The 20,282-nt window shown below is 58.7% G+C and carries 13 protein-coding genes; 12 read left to right on the top strand and 1 reads right to left on the bottom strand.

Going from position 1 to position 20,282, the window contains the following annotated elements:
- Positions 1 to 38: 38 nt before the first annotated feature.
- The 8 genes from ACJ8IP_RS03615 (at position 39) to ACJ8IP_RS03580 (ending at position 9,322) form a co-directional block, all read left to right on the top strand.
- Positions 39 to 1,088 (top strand): dipeptidase, encoded by a 1,050-nt coding sequence (locus ACJ8IP_RS03615; protein ID WP_442524303.1) that lies wholly within the window; start codon positions 39 to 41, stop codon positions 1,086 to 1,088.
- Positions 1,089 to 1,205: 117 nt separating this feature from the next.
- The gene (pqqA, locus tag ACJ8IP_RS03610) at positions 1,206 to 1,283 is read left to right on the top strand and encodes a pyrroloquinoline quinone precursor peptide PqqA (RefSeq protein ID WP_004937827.1); all 78 of its coding nucleotides are present in this window, start codon (positions 1,206 to 1,208) and stop codon (positions 1,281 to 1,283) included.
- Between the two features lie 58 nt (positions 1,284 to 1,341).
- Positions 1,342 to 2,253 (top strand): pyrroloquinoline quinone biosynthesis protein PqqB, encoded by a 912-nt coding sequence (gene pqqB / locus ACJ8IP_RS03605; RefSeq protein ID WP_033643061.1) that lies wholly within the window; start codon positions 1,342 to 1,344, stop codon positions 2,251 to 2,253.
- 9 nt (positions 2,254 to 2,262) lie between these two features.
- Entirely contained in the window at positions 2,263 to 3,018 is a 756-nt protein-coding gene (gene pqqC / locus ACJ8IP_RS03600) for a pyrroloquinoline-quinone synthase PqqC (protein ID WP_089194742.1), read from the top strand.
- Complete coding sequence (gene pqqD / locus ACJ8IP_RS03595) at positions 3,018 to 3,296, top strand: pyrroloquinoline quinone biosynthesis peptide chaperone PqqD (RefSeq protein WP_033643059.1); 279 nt, start codon at positions 3,018 to 3,020, stop codon at positions 3,294 to 3,296. Before pqqC ends, pqqD begins: the two co-directional genes overlap by 1 nt.
- Positions 3,289 to 4,425 carry a pyrroloquinoline quinone biosynthesis protein PqqE gene (gene pqqE / locus ACJ8IP_RS03590; protein ID WP_033643058.1) on the top strand — a complete coding sequence of 379 codons (1,137 nt, stop codon included), beginning with the start codon at positions 3,289 to 3,291 and terminating at the stop codon, positions 4,423 to 4,425. The genes pqqD and pqqE overlap by 8 nt, the downstream gene beginning before the upstream one ends.
- 2 nt (positions 4,426 to 4,427) lie before the next feature.
- The gene (gene pqqF, locus ACJ8IP_RS03585; protein ID WP_273974296.1) at positions 4,428 to 6,737 is read left to right on the top strand and encodes a pyrroloquinoline quinone biosynthesis protein PqqF; all 2,310 of its coding nucleotides are present in this window, start codon (positions 4,428 to 4,430) and stop codon (positions 6,735 to 6,737) included.
- A 149-nt stretch (positions 6,738 to 6,886) separates the two neighbouring features.
- The gene (locus ACJ8IP_RS03580) at positions 6,887 to 9,322 is read left to right on the top strand and encodes a glucose/quinate/shikimate family membrane-bound PQQ-dependent dehydrogenase (protein ID WP_223084770.1); all 2,436 of its coding nucleotides are present in this window, start codon (positions 6,887 to 6,889) and stop codon (positions 9,320 to 9,322) included.
- 443 nt (positions 9,323 to 9,765) lie between these two features.
- Here ACJ8IP_RS03580 and ACJ8IP_RS03575 read toward each other — a convergent pair whose 3' ends face one another.
- Positions 9,766 to 12,696: an autotransporter domain-containing protein gene (locus ACJ8IP_RS03575; RefSeq protein WP_273974297.1), complete on the bottom strand. Its 2,931-nt coding sequence runs from the start codon at positions 12,694 to 12,696 to the stop codon at positions 9,766 to 9,768.
- Between the two features lie 1,024 nt (positions 12,697 to 13,720).
- On the opposite strand from ACJ8IP_RS03575, the gene ACJ8IP_RS03570 reads away from it, so the two are divergent.
- The 4 genes from ACJ8IP_RS03570 (at position 13,721) to ACJ8IP_RS03555 (ending at position 20,282) form a co-directional block, all read left to right on the top strand.
- Positions 13,721 to 15,826 (top strand): putative bifunctional diguanylate cyclase/phosphodiesterase, encoded by a 2,106-nt coding sequence (locus ACJ8IP_RS03570; protein WP_033650416.1) that lies wholly within the window; start codon positions 13,721 to 13,723, stop codon positions 15,824 to 15,826.
- Positions 15,827 to 16,103: 277 nt separating this feature from the next.
- A complete protein-coding gene (locus tag ACJ8IP_RS03565) occupies positions 16,104 to 17,480 on the top strand; it encodes a glycosyl transferase family 2 (protein WP_096242236.1) in 1,377 nt (458 codons plus the stop codon).
- A 76-nt stretch (positions 17,481 to 17,556) separates the two neighbouring features.
- The gene (locus ACJ8IP_RS03560; protein WP_033650419.1) at positions 17,557 to 18,834 is read left to right on the top strand and encodes a glycosyltransferase family 2 protein; all 1,278 of its coding nucleotides are present in this window, start codon (positions 17,557 to 17,559) and stop codon (positions 18,832 to 18,834) included.
- Complete coding sequence (locus ACJ8IP_RS03555; protein WP_033643048.1) at positions 18,834 to 20,282, top strand: radical SAM protein; 1,449 nt, start codon at positions 18,834 to 18,836, stop codon at positions 20,280 to 20,282. Before ACJ8IP_RS03560 ends, ACJ8IP_RS03555 begins: the two co-directional genes overlap by 1 nt.

Raw genomic sequence — 20,282 nt, 5'->3', positions numbered from 1 at the left:
AACATAGCGGGCATGATGCCTGACACAGTGAAATGCCCATGACGCTTCCCCCTCTTTGGCCGGTGTTCGACGGCCATAACGACCTGCTGCTCAACCTGTGGCTGCAGCACGATGACGATCCGGTCACCGCCTTTTATTCGCACGTCACGCCGGGCCACCTCGACTTTCCACGCATGCGGCGCGGCGGATTCTGCGGCGGGCTGTTCGCGGTGTTTATTCCTCCGGTCAGCTATATCGCCCAAATGCGTAATCAAACGCTGGAGGAAGCGCAGGCCGCGTTCGATCCGCTGGCGATAGCCGAACGGCAGATAGCCATCCTGCACCAGTTGGAGGGCGCCTCTCAGGGGCAGTTGCGCCTCTGCCGCACGGCTACCGAGATAGAACAGTGCCGCCTCGACGGGCAAATCGCCGCGGTGCTGCATATCGAAGGCGCCGGCATGATCGACGCGGCGCTGACGCAGCTGGCGGCCTTCTATCGGCTGGGCGTGCGCAGCATCGGGCCGTTCTGGAATCTGCCGAACGCCTTCGGCACCGGCGTCAGCGGGCCGTTCCCCGGATCACCCGATACCGGCCCCGGCCTGACGCCGGCCGGTGAAGCGCTGATCCGCGCCTGCAACCAGCGCCGCATCATGATTGACGTCTCGCACATGAACGAGAAAACCTTCTGGCAAACCGCCGCGTTTAGCACCGCACCGCTGGTCGCCACCCATTCCAATGCCCACGCCCTCTGCCCGCAACCGCGCAACTTGACCGACGCGCAGCTGGACGCTATCGCCCAGAGCGACGGTATGGTCGGCGTCAATTTCGGCACCGCCTTCCTGCGGGCTGACGGAAAACGTGACAGTGCAACGACAGGCTTAACAGAAATTGTTAAACACGTTGAGTATTTGATCGCTAAACTTGGTGAAGATCGCGTGGGATTTGGCTCTGATTTTGACGGGGTTAACGTACCGCAACCGTTGGAGGACGCCGCAGGCCTGCCGCGCCTGACGCAAGCACTCAAGCAGGCGGGGTTTGACGACCGGCTGCTGGAGAAGCTGACCTGGCGCAACTGGCTGAACGTGCTCTCCGCCACCTGGGGTGAATAACCCGGTTACGCTTTAACGGTTGCGATCTCCGTCACATTTCGTCAACATTGAGCCAGCCGAATGCGAATTTTTCTCATTGGCTTCGAACTATCACGATGCATGCAAAGGAGCACCGCTATGACTACCTGGACCAAACCTGAGTTTGTTGACCTGCGTCTGGGGCTGGAAGTGACGCTGTACATTTCCAACCGTTAATCGCCTGTCTGCCCGCCTTTCTCGCGGGCATTTCTTTCCTTCTTTTTCTGGTTCAGACATGCAGATAAAAGTTCTCGGCTCGGCAGCGGGCGGCGGCTTTCCCCAGTGGAATTGCAACTGCGACAACTGCCGGGGCGTTCGCAGCCACAGCATCAACGCCACGCGCCGCACGCAGTCTTCCATCGCCGTCAGCGACGACGGTAAAAACTGGGTGCTGTGCAACGTTTCCCCGGACATTTGCCATCAGCTGCTGGCCTCGCCCGAATTGAACAATCCCGACGTGCTGCGCGGCACCGGCATCGGCGCGATCGTGCTGACCGACAGCCAGATCGATCACAGCGCGGGCTTGCTCAATTTGCGTGAGGGCTGCCCGCATCAGGTCTGGTGCACCCCCGAAGTGCACGACGATCTCAGCACCGGTTTCCCGGTGTTTCCCATGCTCTCTCACTGGAACGGCGGGTTAATCCATCACCCGGTGACGCCCGGCGAACCGTTCCACACGGCGGTCTGCCCAAACGTGCGCTTCACCGCCATTCCGCTGCTCAGCAACGCGCCGCCCTATTCGCCGTACCGCGATCGCCCGCTGCCGGGCCACAACGTGGCGCTGTTTATCGAAGATACCGCGCGCGGGGTCGGTCTGCTGTACGCGCCGGGCCTGGGTGAGCCGGACGAGGCTTTGATGCCCTGGCTGCGCCGGGCGGATTGCCTGCTGATCGACGGCACGCTCTGGCGCGACAATGAGCTGGCCAACGCCGGCGTGGGGCGCAATACCGGCAAAGACATGGGGCATCTGGCGCTGGCGGAAGAGCACGGGCTGGCGGCCCTGCTCAGCACCTTGCCCGCCAAACGCAAGATCTTGATCCACATTAACAATACCAACCCGATCCTCAATGAAGACTCCGCGGAACGGCAGAGCCTGAGCGCCGCCGGCATCGAAGTGAGCTGGGACGGCATGAATATCGAACTGTAGGGAATCGCCATGACGCAACCACTCCCCCTGACTCCGCAGGCATTTGAAGCGGCGCTGCGCGCCAAAGGCGCTTATTATCATATCCACCACCCGTATCACATCGCGATGCACAACGGCGAAGCGACCCGTGAGCAGATCCAGGGCTGGGTGGCCAACCGTTTCTACTATCAGACCAGCATTCCGATCAAGGATGCGGCGATCATGGCCAACTGCCCGCAGCCGGAAACCCGTCGCAAATGGGTGCAGCGCATTCTGGATCACGACGGTTACGGCGGCAGCGAAGGCGGCATCGAGGCCTGGCTGCGCCTCGGCGAGGCGGTTGGGCTGCAGCGCGACGCCCTGCTGTCCGAGCAGTTGGTGCTGCCCGGCGTGCGTTTCGCGGTGGATGCCTACGTCAACTTCGCGCGCCGCGCCTGTTGGCAGGAAGCGGCCTGCAGCTCGCTGACCGAATTGTTTGCGCCGCAGATCCACCAGTCGCGCCTCGACAGCTGGCCGCAGCACTACCCGTGGATCGACGCCGCCGGCTACGACTATTTCCGCAGTCGCCTCGGCCAGGCCAACCGCGACGTGGAGCACGGGCTGGCGCTGGCGCTGGACTATTGCGATACCGTTGAAAAACAGCAGCGCATGCTGGAAATCCTGCAGTTCAAGCTGGATATTTTGTGGAGCATGCTGGACGCCATGAGCATGGCCTATACCCTGAACCGCCCGCCTTACCACAGCGTGACCGCCGCGCGGGTCTGGCACAATCAGAGGCTGGTGTAATGACACTGAATCCTGAACACACCCCCGTCTTCCGCCGCGGCTACCGCCTGCAATGGGAGCAGGTGCAAAACAGCCACGTGATCCTCTACCCGGAAGGCATGGCCAAACTGAACGACAGCGCCGCCGCCATCCTGCAGCTGGTTGACGGCAACACCACGCTGAACGGCATCATCGCGCAGCTGAACGCCCGCTTCCCCGGCGCCGAGGGGCTGGCGGACGATGTGCTGGCGTTTTTCCAGCGCGCCTACGAACAAAAATGGGTGACTTTCCGTGACTGAGCCACGCGCGCCGGCGGTAAATCCGCCGCTCTGGCTGCTGGCGGAGCTGACCTATCGCTGCCCGCTGCAGTGCCCCTATTGCTCCAACCCGCTCGACTTTGCCGCGCAGGAAAAAGAGCTGACGACCGAGCAATGGATCGCGGTGTTTCGCCAGGCGCGGGCGATGGGCAGCGTACAGCTCGGTTTCTCCGGCGGCGAGCCGTTGGTGCGTAAAGACCTGCCCGAGCTGATCGCCGCCGCGCGCGATCTCGGGTTTTACACCAACCTGATCACCTCCGGCATCGGCCTGACCGAGAAAAAGCTGCAGACCTTCGCCGACGCCGGGCTGGATCATATTCAGATCAGTTTTCAGGCCAGCGATGAAACGTTGAACGCTGCACTGGCGGGCTCCGCCAAGGCGTTTCAGCAGAAGCTGGCGATGGCCAAGGCGGTCAAGGCGCTCGGCTATCCGATGGTGCTCAACTTCGTCTTGCATCGCCATAATATCGGCCAGATCGACCGCATCATCGAACTGGCGATCCAGCTGGATGCCGACGACGTCGAGCTGGCGACCTGCCAGTTCTACGGCTGGGCGCACCTGAACCGTGAAGGCCTGCTGCCGACCCGCGAACAGATCGCCGATGCGGAAGCCGTGGTGAAACGCTATCGCGAACGCATGGCTGCCGACGGCAAGCTGGCCAACCTGCTGTTCGTCACGCCGGATTACTATGAGGAACGCCCCAAAGGCTGCATGGGCGGTTGGGGGGCTATTTTCATGAGCGTGACGCCGGAAGGCATGGCGTTACCCTGTCACAGCGCCCGTCAGTTACCGATCGCCTTTCCGTCGGTGCTGGAGCACGATCTGCAGCATATTTGGTATCACTCCTTCGGCTTTAACCGCTATCGCGGCTATGACTGGATGCCGGAGCCCTGCCGTTCCTGTTCGGAGAAAGAGAAAGACTACGGCGGCTGCCGCTGCCAGGCGTTCATGCTGACCGGCGACGCCGACAACGCCGATCCGGTGTGCGGCAAGTCGCCGCACCATGGCACCATTCTGGCGGCGCGTGAAGCGGCGAATCGCTCGCAGATCGGCATCGATCAGCTGCGTTTTCGCAATCAGACCAACTCCCGACTGATCTTCAAGGGCTGACGATGACACTCGCCGCCTCGTGGCAGCTCGATAACGGTTTGGCCGTCAGGGCGATAAGCACGCCTGACGCCGAGGCCGCCGCCGCGCTGGTGCGCATCGAGGCGGGCAGCTTTCAGGCGCCTGCCGCCTGGCCGGGCCTGGCGCATCTGCTGGAGCATATGCTGTTTCGCGGCAGCGTGAACTTTAGCGCACAGGATGGGCTGATGGGCTGGACGCCGGCGGTCGGCGGCCGGTTAAACGCCACGACCCAGGCCACGCAAACCGCGTTTTTCTTTGAGGTGGGCGCCGAACAGCTGGCGGAGGGGTTGGCCAGGCTGATCGATATGCTCGCCGTCCCACAGCTGGCGGCTGAGGCAATCGCCCAGGAGATCGAGGTCATCGACGCCGAATATCGCCTGCTGCGCGCCGACGGTGAAACCCGCTGCGAAGCGGCGCAGCGGCAGATGTTCAGCGGCATTGACGCGTTGCACCGCTTTCATATCGGCAGCCGCGCCGCTTTCGGCAGCGATATTCCCGCGTTGCAGCGGGTGCTGCGGCAGTTTCACCACCACTATTACCGCGCGTCGAACATCACTCTGTGGCTGCAAGGCCCGCAATCGCTCGAGCAGTTGCATGCGCTGGCGCAGCGCTACGGCGGCGCCTTGCCGCCGGGCAGCGTCGCGCCGCCCGAGGCATTGCCGCCGCTGGCCGCCGGGCAAGATTACACGCTGTCTCTGCCCGGCGCGCCGCAGCTGCGGTTGGTGTTTGCCCTGCCGCACTCCCGTTCACGCGGCTGGCTGCGGCGGCTGGAGCGTTTATTGCTGGACGAAGCCCCTGGCGGGCTGCTGGCACGGCTGCGCGCTCACGCGTGGGCCGACGCCGTTAGGCTGGATTACGCCCGCTGCGCTGAAAACAGCGCCCTGCTGAGTTTTATTTTTACCGTCAATCACGGCTCGGCGTCTGAAGCCGCCCACATCGAAAGCGCCTTGCTGGCCTGGTTGCAGGCGCTTATCGCGCTGACACCGGCTCAGCTTGCGCATTTCGGGCAACTGGCAAACCGCGATTTCCACCGTTTGGCGCCGCTCGATCAGTTGCGCGCCCGAGCATTTGGGCTGCCGCCGGTGGAGCCGAACGACGATTGGCCACGGCATATTTCGGCGCTGATTAGCGCGCCGCATCGCCGTCTGGCCGTGCTGCCTGAGGGAGGCGGTGAAACGCGTGAAATTCAAGGGCTGCCGTTGGCGCTCGCGCCCTTCGTTCGCACCGTGCCGACGCCCACGATAGATCCTTTCCGCTTTTTCTCCACCTCGGCGGCGCTGCCGATCCCGCCCCTGCCGGCCGGCCAGGCGCCGCTGCGGCATCTGCACCCCGACGAAGCGCAGCCGGTGCTGCTGCTGCGCCCAGCGTCGCATGCCGCTCTCAGCGAAGAACAGGCCTGTGGTTTGCAGGCGGCATTGCGCCCTGGAGCGGCCGAGTTAGCGCATCGGGAGGGACATTTAAGCTTCGAGCGCCACCAGGGCGTGTGGTTGTTACAGCTGGCGGGCAGCGCAGCGCTGATCTGCCACGGTCTGAACGTCGTGAATCGAGCCCTGGCGGCGCTGCCGCCGGCCGTCATCAACGAGGCGGCGAGAAACCTGCGCCACGCGCAGCTCAAAGCGCAAAACGATATCGCCATTCGCCGCCTGTTAGCCCAATTGCCGGCGGCGTTGAGCGTATCAACGGCAACGGCCCCACTCTGGCATGCCACCTTGGTCGGCGGCGACGGCGAGTTAAAACGGCGGCTGTCGCATTTGCTGTATGACTTTCCTTTTCCCATAACCGACGAGGCTCAGCGGCCGACGCCTCTGCATCACCACCCCGTCACCCTGACGGAAAGCGGCGCAGAACACGCCTTGCTGCAATTTTACCCGCTGCCGAACGACGAAGCCGAAGGCCGTTGGGCGCTGCGCGTGCTGGCCCGGCTTTACGCGCCGCGTTACTTCCAGCAGTTGCGCGTCGAGCGCAACGTGGGTTACGTGGTGCAATGCGCCTTTCATCGCAGCGCCGATGCCGAAGGCCTGCTGTTTGCGCTGCAATCCCCGACGTTCGCCGTTGAGCAGCTGCGGCAGTTAACCGACGAATTCTTGCTGCAGATGCGCCATGAACTGGCGCACCTCGGCGCCGGCGAACTGGAGCTGGCGCAACAGGCGCTGCGGCAAAGCGTGCAGCGCCTCAGCGCCGAGCCGTTGCAACGCGCCCGGGAAATCGCCCTGGAAAATCGCCACCGGGTGGCGCAGGTTGCCTCTCTGCCTGCCGCGCAGCTCGTACACTGGCAGAAACGGATATTCCTCTAAGCCAAACCGAGGTTGTGCCGATAACGTCGGCTTTTCCCTCATAAAAACAGTTACATATCCTTAACAAGCGCACCTCCATCAATGTTACAATAGTCGCCAATAACGACCTTTTCACCTTTAAGAATCAGTATGTTATTGGAGATTATTCAATGTCAGATGCCAATGCACGTTCGGGCATAAAACTTACGCTGTGGTGTTGCCTGTTGGGCATCATCCTGGCCGCCACCGGCCTGTTCTTCACTGTCGCCGGCGGCAAACTGCTCTCGCTGGGCGGCAGCGCCTACTTCCTGATTGCCGGCCTCGTCATCCTGCTGTCGGCCATTCAGTTTTTCCGCCGCAAGTCCTCAGCGGTTTGGCTGTTCCTGGCGGTGTTCATCGGCACCGTCATTTGGGCGCCGTTGGACGCCGGTTTTGATTTTTGGCCGTTGATTTCCCGTCTGATGGTGCCGACCGGCCTGATGCTGCTGGCCTTCCTCACCTGGCCGGCGCTGCGCAAGCGCGAAGGCAAAGCGCCGTTGGCCAAGCCGGCTTACCTGCTCTCCGCCTTGCTGGCGGTCGGCATGGTCGGCGCCTTTGTCCAAATGTTCCAGCCGCATCCCACCGTTGCCTTCAGCGGCCAGCCGCTGCCGCTGATCCCGGTTGATAAAGCGCAACAGCAGAAAGATTGGGATAACTACGGCAATACGCCGGGCGGCAGCCGTTTCGTCGCGCTGGATCAGATCACCCGCGATAACGTGCGGGAGCTGAAAGTCGCCTGGACTTTCCATACGGGTGACATCCCTATCAGCCCTGATGGCAACGGCGCGGAAGATCAGCAAACGCCGCTGCAAATCGGCAACCGCATTTTCCTGTGCACGCCGCATAACAATGTGATCGCCGTCGACGCCGACAGCGGCAAAGAAATTTGGCGGCGAGAAGTCAACGCCAAGTCGCAGGTATGGAACCGCTGTCGCGGCCTGGCCTACTTCGATATCAACAAGCCGTTGCCCGCGCCGAGCGTGCCGGGTTCAACCCCCGCCGCGCCCGTCGCGCTGGCGGCCGGCGACAGCTGCCAACGGCGCATATTGATGAACACCATCGACGCGCGCCTGATGGCGATTAACGCCGACAACGGCGAATTCTGCCAACACTTCGGCAACCAGGGCGTGGTAGACCTGAAGGACGGTCTCGGCGACGCCGCCGATCCGAAATATCAACTGACGTCGGCGCCGACGCTGGCCGGCACCACCGTGGTGGTCGGCGGGCGCGTTGCCGATAACGTGCAAACCGATATGCCCGGCGGCGTGCTGCGCGGCTTCAACGTGATCACCGGCGAAATGCGCTGGGCGTTTGACCCGGGCAATCCGCAGCCGAACGCTGCCCTGAAACCGGATCAACACTTCGTGCGCAGCACCCCGAACTCCTGGGCGCCGATGTCGTACGATCCGGCGATGAACACGGTCTTCCTGCCGATGGGCAGCTCCTCCGTCGATCTGTGGGGCGCCAACCGCAACGCGCTGGATCACCGATACGGCGCCTCGGTGCTGGCGCTCGACGCGACCACCGGCAAAGAGAAATGGGTCTATCAGACCGTGCATAACGATCTGTGGGACTTCGATCTGCCGATGCAGCCCAGCCTGCTCGACTTCCCGATGCAGGACGGCACCACCCGCCCTGCGCTGGTTATCGGCACCAAAAGCGGGCAGATCTTCGTGCTGGATCGCCATACCGGCAAACCGCTGACCGAAGTGAAGGAACTGCCGGTGAAGACCCGCACCATTCCGGGCGAGCAATATTCCGCCACGCAGCCGTTCTCCGTCGGCATGCCGCAGATTGGCGCGCAGAAGCTCAGCGAGTCCGACATGTGGGGCGCTACGCCATTCGATCAATTGATGTGCCGCATCAGCTTTAAATCGATGCGTTATGACGGCCTGTTCACCGCGCCGGACACCGACGTTTCCCTCAGCTTCCCCGGCTCGCTGGGCGGCATGAACTGGGGCGGTCTCTCTACCGATCCGAACAACCGTTATATTTTCGCCAACGATATGCGTCTGGGCCTGTGGGTGCAGATGATCCCGCAGAAAGCCGACGCAGGCGCGCCGGCCGGCAACGGCGGTGAAGCCGTGAATACCGGCATGGGCGCGGTCCCGCTCAAAGGCACGCCATATGCCGTCAATAAGAATCGCTTCATGTCGCCGCTGGGCATTCCTTGCCAAAAACCGCCGTTCGGCACCCTCTCCGCCATCGATTTGCAGACGCGCAAAGTGGTGTGGCAGGTTCCGGTAGGAACGGTGCAGGATACCGGGCCGTTCGGCATCAAAATGCGCGCGCAGATGCCGATCGGCATGCCGACGCTGGGCGGCACGCTGGCGACTCAAGGCGGACTGGTGTTTATCGCCGGTACGCAGGATTATTATCTGCGCGCCTTTGATTCGTCCACCGGGCAAGAGCTGTGGAAAGCGCGCTTGCCGGTCGGCAGCGGCGGCACGCCGATGAGTTACGTCTCGCCGACCACCGGTAAGCAGTATGTCGTCATTTCCGCCGGCGGCGCACGTCAGTCGCCGGATCGCGGTGATTACGTCATCGCCTACGCGCTGGATAAATAATCGCCGGAACGCCGGTTAAATAAAGCGGCGCACCGCGCTCAATGGGCATTTAGAGGGAGACGTTGCATGACGTCTCCTTTTTTTGGGTTTATTGCCTGAACAGCAGAATATTAACCATCCGTTTCATTTTCATGCCTTTTCTTTTATTTCTCTTACGGCGATACAGCGCGCGCCACCGGCGCCGGTGATACTCACAGGCAATTGATATGTATAAGGTAAAAAATAATAAAATGAAGAGAAATTCCATGTTTCGGCCTAAATCCTTTTAGTCATTTCAGATGATTATCATCAATTTTTCTAACCAAAAGAATTAGAAACATCCTGTTCTAACGCGCCTTTATCCTGTGAAGACACCGCCGCCCGGCCTGTCGCTTCCGCGCGCCCCATAAAAAACCCCCATCGTTGCGATGGGGGCTGAGTAGCGTGAAACGGATCAACGGCTATCAGAAGCGCCAGGTCAGACCGGCATTGACGCTGTTGTCCTGATGGTTGGACGACAATTGCCCGCCGTAACCGAGGGACAACACGGCGTTTTTGTTAACCCAAACATCGACGCCCGCCTTCAGAACCGCCCCGTCACGGGAAACGGGGACGCTGTTCACGTCGAACGCCGCATCGCTGCGTTTGAACATCAGCTGTGTTTTACGCTCCAGCTTGCCGTACTGATGTTGCCAACCCAGCTCGCCGCGCAGCGCGATCGCCACGCTGTCGGTCTGCCATTGCGTATCGGCGCGCAAGCCCAGCGTCGAAGCGGTGGCGGACTGACTTTGCTTATCGCCGCGCAGCGCCGCCGCCCCGCCTTGCTCGTTGATCCCCTCGTTGCGATAGTGGGTGTACGCCAGGTTGGCGAACGGCTCAAGATTGACCACGTCGTTGCTCCAATCGTAACCGCTTTCGATAAACAGCTGACCGGTGCGCGCGTTATAGCGGGCCTTTTCGCGATCCGCCTGCGCGCCGTAGTTTACCGAGCGCGACGTGTCGATGCGATGCCAGGTATAGGTGCCGCCCGCTCGCAGCGCCAACGCGCCGAAACGTTTGTCGCCGTACAGCCCCAGATGGTAGTTGTCGCTGTGAGCATCTGACTGATAGCCGCCATCCAGCGACGTGCGGGTATACCCGGTCATCACGCCCAGCCGGCCGTCGTCAAACAGTTCGCTGTCCAGACCCAACAGCACGCCATAGGTGGATGTCTGGTAACCGGTGGCGTTGTCGTTGCCGGAAGCATGCCCCCAATTGCCCAGCAGTTTCGCCCAGGCGCCATTATCATCCGCTTTGATATCGGAAGCGGTGCGGCGGCCTTCAGCCTGGCGCAAGCGTTCGGTGGCGGTATCGCGCAGATTACGGCTTTCGTTGATCTGGGCGGAAGCCATATCCGCGTGGATCTGGCCGGACAGTTGACGTGTCGCCTGCTGCAATTCTCTGGCCGAAGTGAAGCCGAGGAAGCTTTCATAAACCGGATGGCCGGCCACGGGGCTCGTCGCTTCGGTAACGGCTGTCGCCTCGCCTTCAACGCCCTGCAGTGCGGTTAGCGCTTCAGCGGTAGGCGCCGCGACGCTGCGTTTGGCCGTTTCCGTGACCGGTTCCGTGGCGTTGAGCGTTTCCACCGCGCGGGCGACCGCTTTCTCGTTTTCGGTGCTGGCCAGGCTGTCAAAACGGGCGGCGGTGCGCGTGATCCCAAGGCCGACGTCATTGCCCTGATAGTCCAGCGTCACATTGACAAACGGATACGAAGGATTGGCGTTTTCGAAGCGGCCGGTCACGCCATCCGTCGTCGTCAGGATGGTGTATTTGTTGCCCAGCAGGCTTTGCGCCTCATTTTGCGACAGCAGGTTTTTGCTGTGCTCCAGGCTGACGTTCACACTGCCGCCGTAGAGGAAAGCGCGCCGCGCTTCGATTTTATCGCTGCGGCCATTGTCTGCGACCTCCACGTTATACTGCGAGCCGCGATCAAACACGGCGTCATGCAACACGTGCAGCGTACCGATGCCATTTCCCGGCGTCACGCTGCCGCCCCGAACCGCTCTGAACGCCCCCACCGTGCCGTCGCCGGCCAGCGTGCCGCTATTTTCGATATAGACATTGGACGCCACCGAACCGTTGATCGCCAGTACGCCCTGTTTCACCCAGGTGTCACCGCTGTAAGTATTATTGCCCAACAGCGCCAGCGTACCGGCGCCCGTTTTGGTCAACCCGCCGTGGCCGCGGATGTCATTGCTCCACGAATCGAAGTCGCATTCGGCCGACGTGCAACGCCGCTCAACCGGGGTTCCGGCTTCGACGATATTCCCCAGACCGGGGATATTCACCACAAACTGTTTTTCACTGTAGGAACCCGGCACATAGAATTCCTGCGGAATATCCTCTTGGGTGATAAACATCTTCGGCCCGTTGATCGCATCGCGTAAATTGACGCGGCCCCAGCCGAATAAATGATCAATGCCGGCCTCGCCTAAATCGGTGGCGGTGGTTTTGATGACCGCGGATATTTGAGCGGCGCTCATATAAGGGAAGCGCTGCATCAATACGGCGGCAAATCCGGTGACGTGCGGCGCCGCCATTGAGGTGCCCGACATATTTCCGTAATCGGGTTTAACCGTCAGCTCGCCCTTATTATAGGCTTCGCGGTTCACCGCCCCGCCGGTATTGGAAACCAGCTCCCCTACGCTGCTGTAAATACTGCTGCCTGGCGCTGACACGCAAAAACTGGCCGTATGTCCGCAGCTGGTTGAGGAAACGCTTAAATTATCGTTATTACTCAGATTGGTCACGATCAGATAATTGTTTAATACCTCAGGGAAAGCATAGGGAAGTGACTTTTGCGCCTCAGGAATATTGTAGTTATTGTAATTGCCTGCCGAGAAAACGATCAGTTTGCCATGCTTGGCGGCGCGCAGCAGCGTCGCCATGGCGCTGTGCCCGCCGGTGGGCACGGGTTGCTCGCTGCCCCATTCCAGGTTGGACTTATTGCGCATCACTTCATTGATGACGTCGGTTTTCACCCACGCCACATAGTCAGGCCTCCCGTTCGGCAGCCAAATGGTGTTGCCATTGGCATCCTTTCTGACCGCCGGTGGGATCCCCCAGCTGTTATTGATAACCCGGGCTGGGCTCTGGATCAGTTCTTCGCGGCCGTTGCGATTGCCGAAGTCGTTCAACTTGGCGCCGATAATGTCCGCGTCGTAGGCGACGCCATGCATACCGGAGCCGTCTCTTTTGGCGGCTGCAATACCGGCGACATGCGTGCCATGCGTGCCGAATGACATATTATCTTGTTTATCATACGAGAAATTATAGCTGCCGTTATCCAGCCGCGTCAGTTTACCGGCGAATTCCGGATGAGAGAGAATGGCATCATCAATAACGCCAATCGTCACGCCTTTTCCGGTATAGCCTCTGGCATAGGCGAACTCGGCGGAAATAGCCTCAATCCCCCATTGGCGATTAAATTCTGCGGTTTTCCAACTGTCGGGTGAACCTAATTGTCCTGGTTCCCGATAAGCGGCAAGAGATGAATGAAGAGACAAGCCATAACAACCCAGAAACACGCAATACGCTAACTTCAATTTTTTATTAAGTATCATTTTACGCTCCATGTTTATTTATACCCAGAAGAAAACTGACGTTTTAACCGCGCTGAAACCTCCTATGATCGTGAAACGACAGATAACGCATGCCTGCCCGACGCGGGCCGCATAAAACAGGCTGAGTGATAAAAATTCGGGCGTGCGGACATGAAGATGTCACCACCCCATACGCTTAGGGCGCAGAAGTGCAGACAGGTGGCGAATGTACGTTTGCCGGCGATAAACCCGGCGCCGTTATACCGGCACGGCTCGGCCATCCGGCCGAAGCGCGAGAATCAGGCTGTGAGTGCATCCCGCTAAATCATCCAGTTTTGTTAATGATTTTCATTCGCGAGGCTATCTTATACGTAAGCAAAGTATCAACAGATGAAACAAAACATTTCTTGATTTGCATCATAACTTTCACCGCAAACGTCGGCGACAGGTGCGTCGGCTACCGCTGAACCGGGCATAACATGGCGCTTTTTACCGCCCGGCATGCGGATTTTGTCAGTCATGATGCATAAGAGAGGCGGTATGACGAGTGAAAGAACAGCAGAAAGACTGAACATTTCCTCAAAAAGAAACATCAGGTTTGATTACTTTTTTGCGGTTATTAAACCGCCTGGTCGGAGCACTTATTTTTCGATGCAATATAAGAGGGGCTTATAAATAACAGGAGTATTCCTAATGCGTTCTTGCGTAATCTATTTCATGCTACCAGGCCGATTTTTAGCCGCGCCCGCTGGCTATTCCCATTTTCATTGGCAAGACTATATTGAAAGAGGCTCTGCTATAGAGCAAGAATATGGGTAATTTTCCGAGGAAATACCGCATGAGCCTGTTGCCCGAGCAGACCAATAACAAAAATCCGATCGACCTCTACAGCGAAATCGTAGACGACTTGCCGGGTCTGATCTGCTTCGGCAACCGCCTTGGCGGTTACTTCAACAAGCAGTGGCGCGACTATACCGGCGCAATCGCCGGTGAGCACGGCGCCGCAGACTGGCTCGAGGCCCTGCACCCTGACGATCGCGAACGCCTGGCCGCGCAATGGCGCCAGGCCATCGTTGCCCTCTCCTCGTTCGCCGGCGAAGCCCGTCTGCGCGAGCGCAGCGGCGCCTACCGGTGGTTTATGCTGGCGTTTAACGCCCGCCAGGACGGCAAGGCGCTGGAGCCCAGCTGGTACCTCACCGCTACCGACATCCATCCGCAAATGCTGCAACGCCAGCAAAACGTTCAGGCGCTCTCTATCCAGCAAGACATGCTGGACGCCAGCGTTGACTGCATCAAAGTGATCAATCGCGACGGCACGCTGCGCCACATGAACCGCTCCGGCAGCCTGGCGCTCGGCCTCGATCCGGCGCAAAAAGAGTTTGGCATGCCCTGGCTGGGGCTGTTGTCGCCCGAAGTTCGCCGCCGCGGCAGCAAAGCGTTGCGCAGCGTCAAAGCCGGTAAGAATGCGCGCTTCGCGGGATTGAGCGTGACGCCGCAGGGCAAAAAACAGCATTGGGACAACATCCTCTCTCCCGTCAGCGATGAGCACGGGGCCGTGGCCGAGATCTTGTGCGTCTCACGGGATGTGACGTCGCAGCGCGTGATGGAGCAACGCCTGCTGCTTGCCAGCGAGTATGACGAACTGACCGGCCTGCCCAACCGGCGCCTCTTCAAGAAAAAGCTGAAGCAAGAGATGAAGCGCGCCCTGCATGGCAACAAGTCGCTCGGGCTGATGCTGCTGGATCTTGACCATTTCAAACTGGTGAACGATACGCTGGGCCACGCGGCGGGCGATCATCTGCTGCGGGTACTGGGCAAAAGGCTGAGCGCCTGCATGAATACCCATTCGTTCGTCTCTCGCCTCGGCGGCGACGAGTTCGCCGTCGTGATCAGCGACGTTGAAAACGAGCAGGATATTTTCCGCATCGCCAACAAGTTTCTGCTGCAGCTGGAGACGCCGATCACCCACGGCGGCAAGACGTTGCATTGCGGCATGAGCATCGGTGGCGCCATCTATCCCAAAGATGCCCGCGATGCGTCAGAGCTGATGAAGTGCGCCGATACCGCGCTGTATGAACTGAAAGAAGGCGGCCGCGGCGGCGTCTACATGTTCGACAGCAAGATGATGGACAAAGCCCGCGCCCGCGCCAGTCAGCTCAACTACGCGCGCCAGATCGTGCGCGATAATTGCATTCGCCCCAACTACCAGCCGAAGGTCAGCCTCGCCGACGGCAGCATCGTCGGCTTCGAAGCGCTGCTGCGCTGGCATTGCCCGCAAAACGGCATACAGCTGCCGGCGACGGTCAGCGAGGCCTTCAACGACTATGAACTGGCGACCAAAATCAGCGAAGCCATGCAGCTGAAAGTCTTCGCCGATATCGCCCGCTGGCGCGCGGCCGGCGTGGCGGTGCGGCCCGTTTCGCTGAACGTGTCGCCGATCGAGTTTTTACGCGACAACTACGCCGAAACCTTCCTGCAACGCCTGCTGAAGTTCCACATTCCCCACCACCTGATCGAACTGGAAGTGACCGAACACGCGTTCAACAAGCACGGTTCGAAATACGTACTGCGCGCGCTGCACATGCTCAAAGAGATGGGTATCCGTATCGCGCTGGACGACTTCGGCACCGGCCACTCCTCGTTCAGCCATATCATGGACTACCCGCTGGACTGCATTAAGCTGGACTGCGACTTCATTCAACGCATGAACACCGAACCGGCGATCCTGGCGATCGTGGAAAGCATCGGCATTCTCGGTCAAAAGCTGTCGATCGATATCATCGCCGAAGGCGTGGAAACCGAGCAGCAGCGCCAAACGCTGTGCGAAGCCGGTTTCCATATCGGCCAGGGGTTTTTGTTCAGCCCGGCGGTGGGATCCCAGCAGGTGCCGACGCTGCTGCAGGCGATACTTCAGCCTGCCGAAGGCGGCACGGCGAATCGTTAAATCGGCATCGCATGCCCCACATTCGGGGGGCTTGATCCCCCCTCTTTTCCTCTGCTTGTTTCACGCCTCCCGCACCGGAATATTTGTGAGAGCCCTCACAAAGCATAAACGTATCTTTACATTTTTGAACGGTTAAGCTTCCGTTCTGTCAGATTTGAGTGTATTCCAGAGCGTCAAAACGATTCTTTTTCCACTCAATTGGGAACGTTACCGGAGACTTGTTAAGAAATAGTTAATTTAAATCAATGCACTACAAATAATAGCAGGAGGTACTGCGATGCACGAAAGGCAAGAGAAGAATGCAATGTTCATTTCGTTCGATGCCGTCTCGGTCTCGGGGATCACGGTGGAAGCAATGAAGATTGCCAAACGACTGCAAGCCTGTGGATTTCGCTCTTATCTTGATTTGGGATACGACATCAAGATTGATAAGGGAAACTTTAATAAACCCTATCAGCATGAGCATGACATCTACCGCGATGTCTTTACGCTGGTCCGCCTGGACGACATCACGTCGATTCCAGATTACCACCCCGCCTTTCTCGAGTACGCGCACGCGGCGTTGATCGGCCAGAAAACGCCCATTGACGAGCAAGAAAAAGCCGCTTTGTTGCATACCATCGCGTTGACGGCGCGGCAGCTGGCGGATCGCCTCATCGCCCAATGGGAAGCGCTCGCAATCAGCCATGTGGTGGTGGAAAACGGCACGCTGCCGGAAAACATCATCTATACCAAAGCGCTGTATCTGGCGATCGAAGATTATGGCCGACGTTATCGACTGACGCGTTTCGTCATCTGGCGCGATCATGACCTGATGTGGAACAGCGAAAAAAAGGTGCTCAAATACGGCCCGCCACCTTATTCTCACGCCATCAAACCTATCCCTTCAAAATACATTACCTATGTCACGCTCAATCACGATCTGAAGCAAAAGCTGGAGGCCTGGTGCAATCATGATGTCCATGTCGAGGTAAAGAAAAATACCTATGACTTCTCGGACAGTCACGAAAGAACGAATGTCAGAAAGCAGATGAATATTCGCGACAATGATCTTCTCATTGCCAGAACCACCCGCATCATCCCTCAGAAAAGATTGGACCGCGATATTATTCTGATCAGCCGGCTGAACGATTTATTTATCCGCGACCACAACACGCGACGCGCCTATTTGGCGATCGCAGGCAATGAATATGAAAATCCGTCATGTTATCTGCAACTCGCAAAATTGGCGCAGGAACTGAATGTTCTCCCCTATGTCAAATTCGTCGGCATGCTTCCTCATGTCGATATGCGCTCGGAAAACGACGCGTTTTGCATAGAGGACCTCTATCACTCTTGCGACCTGGTCTCTTTTCTCACCTCGTATGATTATGATAGCTATGGCAATCCTATCGGCGAAGCGATCAGTTGCCGCCGTTGCTATATCACCACTCGCTACGAATATTATCACGAAGTCTACGGCCGGCATGGGTTTGAAGCGCCCGTCATGCCGATCTCCGAGTTACAGGATGGGCCGCCGAACGACGAATTCATCCAGGACGTCTACCGGTTCATTAATAACAAGGAGAAGATGAAGCGCGTGGCGGAAAAGAATTACGCGCTGGGCAAGCGGATTTTATCCAACAACGTCATGGAGTTCTTAAATATCAGCTAATCATCGAATGACGTGACATTTCATTTTCAGACAAGCCATTTCTAACTGTGGACTTTCATTAGCCCTTGGAGGATCTATGCGTGATACTGTTTTTGTGTCTGTCGTACTGCCCGTTTATAATGAAAGCGACCGTATTGAGGCGGTTTTACTTTCGCTGTTCAATCAGCACACCAAGAATGAATTAATCACCCACGACACTTACGAACTGATTGTCGTTGATAACAACTCCACCGATGATTCCGTCGCTAAAATAAACGCGTTTAGTGAAAGGCATCCGGCTATGGCCATTCATGTTATCGCCGAAACGGTGCAGGGTGTCTCCTCGGCCAGAAAACGCGGCATGGACTATGCGTCGCTGCGTTCTAAAGCCCGCGACAGCCGGCTGGGAAATAAACGCAAGCACTATATCGTTTCCGCCGATGCCGATTGCACCGTGGATGCATTTTGGCTTTACGAGCTGGTGAATACCATGATCGAGCAACAAGGCGACCTGGGCACCTGCAACTATTACTACCCTCCCGCAGAGTTTGAGCACCGCCCTAACCTGTTCCGCGAGATCCAAAAAACGCTGCGTCTGCGCGAATTTTCGTTCTCCCTGTTCGGCGGCTTCCCCGACGGCAAAGGGTTCGGGGTGGAGCGCAGCCTGTATGACGCGGTAGGCGGCATCGAAATCTTCTACCAGCTCAACCATGGCCGCTTTGTCGAACACCTGTCCGACGACTGGGACTTCGGCATTAAGGTCATCGCCTACGGCGGCAAGCCGGTTTACGCTCGCCATGCTTACGTTGAGATCAACAGCCGCCGGGTGGACACCATTCTCGATGAGGTGATCAACGGCATCGCCTACGGCAAGGACGGCATCATTATCATGAAGGACGTCCGGCCGGACGTTGAGCGACAGAAAACCGCGCTGGCGGACGCCACGCCGGCGGAGGCGAAACTGGCCTGGGACTACTCGGTCAAGGACTACACGCCAAAGAATATCTTACTGCCGGTGCTGCTCAATCCGTATCTGCTGTTGGAAAACAGCGAAGTGCGCGATTTCTTCTCCGGCCCGCTGGCCGACAGCCTCTACCGCCGCATTCACGAGCTGAAACACGAGATGCGCCTCATCGATTTCAAACCGATCCATGCCTACAAAACCCCCGCCTATCGGCTCTACCTCGAATTTCGCGATGCGCTGTTTGCCGCCATGCGGCGCGCCGTCGGTGACGATATCGGCTTCCCGCCCGCATTGCCGGCCTGCTTCGATACGGTCAAAGACGAGGATTTCACCCGCTTTGTTTATTACTTCTGTGAAGACCGCGAGTCCGGCGAAGCCCACAACTATTTCGGCAACGGAGGGGTCTTCTGATGAACGACGAAGCCTTGCACTCATTGCTGGATATCGATGAAAACTATCCCACGCCGCGGGTGAACGCGTTCCTGGCGCAACCGGAAAACCGGGCCTTTCTGGAGTACGTCCATAAGGATCCGTTCGGCTGTCACGTGTTCCCCGGCGATCTCGTCGATTACCCGCTGGCCGCGTTTTTTGCCGATATGGAGGCCGACATTCGCCAGGCGGGCAAAATCCACCTCTGGGCCTATATCCCGACCTGCCGCTATCGCTGCCATTTTTGTCAGTACCCCACGGTGATCCTCAATCCCAAGGCGCCCGCCTCTCAGGCGGTATTCCGCGATTTGGTCGATTTCAACATCAAGGAGGCGCAAATGTGGCTGGCGCGCGTGCCCAGCCTGGCCGAAGTGGAAATCGGTGAATTCAACGTCTTTGGCGGCACGCCGTCCTTGCTGCCGGAGCCGGAACTGCGCCGCATGATGGCCTTCTACTTCAGCCACTTTAACTTCACCAACGCCACCCTGCGCTTCGAAGGGGAGCCCGGCACCCTGAACAAAGCCTATCTGGCACTGCTGAAAGAGCTCGGCTTCAGCAAAATCAGTTTCGGCACCCAATCCTTCAATGACGACATCATCACCGCCTGCGGGCGCATGCACTCGGCCGAAGAGTGCGTGGAGACCATTCATCATGCGCGCGCGCTCGGCATTGATTGGGTCAGCGTGGATCTCATTTACGGCATGCTGGGCCAAAGCGTGGACGACGTGAAATACGACATGGAAAAAACCCTCGAGCTGAATCTGTCGCACGTCGTCTGCACCAAGCTGCACATGGATGAGTTTATTAAAAATCGCACCGGCGTCTCGGGCGAGCGCGAAAGCCTGTGGCAGAAAAAGGGGCTGATCAGCATCAACAACCTGCGCTTCCCTGGCCTGGGCAAACAGTACCAAATGCGCGAGCTGGTCGAGAACTACCTGAATGGCGGCTATACCGAACACCCCACCATGTACTTTCACCGCAATGATCAACAGCCGGAAAAGTGGAAAGCGCTCATCACCGATCTCGACAAGCAGTATCCGGAAGTGGCGATCGGTTTGGGCGGCAGCTCCAAATCGACGCGATCCGAAGCCATCAACATCACCGGTTACAAGAAGTACAAGGAGGCGCTCAACCAAGACCGCCTGCCCATCGAGGAAAGCCGCGGTTTCTCCCCGATCCAGCGTGAAGTGAACGCCTTCAAAATGGCGCTCTCCACCTTGCTGCCGGTGGACGATCGGGTGTTTAAACGGCGCTTTGACGGCAACAGCCTGTTTGCTAACCCGGTCATCCGCCGCACATTGAAAACCCTGGTGGATAAAGCGCTGGTCACTGTCGATGGCCCGTGCGTGACGCTCACGCCCATCGGCGTCACGCTGGTCGAAGCCATTATCAATACCCAATTTTCCGCCGCATTCGCCAATCAGGAGTGA

This window comes from Serratia sp. CY52157 (assembly GCF_052168495.1).
GTDB lineage: Bacteria > Pseudomonadota > Gammaproteobacteria > Enterobacterales > Enterobacteriaceae > Serratia > Serratia ureilytica.
Note: the sequence above shows the minus strand (reverse complement) of the source record. Positions and strands in the feature narration are given on the sequence as shown.

Bases quoted from the DNA above. Each gene is read 5' to 3' on its own strand.
- ACJ8IP_RS03615 (WP_442524303.1), top strand. From the start codon at position 39: ATGACGCTTCCCCCTCTTTGGCCGGTGTTCGACGGCCATAACGACCTG.
- pqqA (WP_004937827.1), top strand. From the start codon at position 1,206: ATGACTACCTGGACCAAACCTGAGTTTGTTGACCTGCGTCTGGGGCTG.
- pqqB (WP_033643061.1), top strand. From the start codon at position 1,342: ATGCAGATAAAAGTTCTCGGCTCGGCAGCGGGCGGCGGCTTTCCCCAG.
- pqqC (WP_089194742.1), top strand. From the start codon at position 2,263: ATGACGCAACCACTCCCCCTGACTCCGCAGGCATTTGAAGCGGCGCTG.
- pqqD (WP_033643059.1), top strand. From the start codon at position 3,018: ATGACACTGAATCCTGAACACACCCCCGTCTTCCGCCGCGGCTACCGC.
- pqqF (WP_273974296.1), top strand. From the start codon at position 4,428: ATGACACTCGCCGCCTCGTGGCAGCTCGATAACGGTTTGGCCGTCAGG.
- ACJ8IP_RS03580 (WP_223084770.1), top strand. From the start codon at position 6,887: ATGTCAGATGCCAATGCACGTTCGGGCATAAAACTTACGCTGTGGTGT.
- ACJ8IP_RS03570 (WP_033650416.1), top strand. From the start codon at position 13,721: ATGAGCCTGTTGCCCGAGCAGACCAATAACAAAAATCCGATCGACCTC.
- ACJ8IP_RS03565 (WP_096242236.1), top strand. From the start codon at position 16,104: ATGCACGAAAGGCAAGAGAAGAATGCAATGTTCATTTCGTTCGATGCC.
- ACJ8IP_RS03560 (WP_033650419.1), top strand. From the start codon at position 17,557: ATGCGTGATACTGTTTTTGTGTCTGTCGTACTGCCCGTTTATAATGAA.
- ACJ8IP_RS03555 (WP_033643048.1), top strand. From the start codon at position 18,834: ATGAACGACGAAGCCTTGCACTCATTGCTGGATATCGATGAAAACTAT.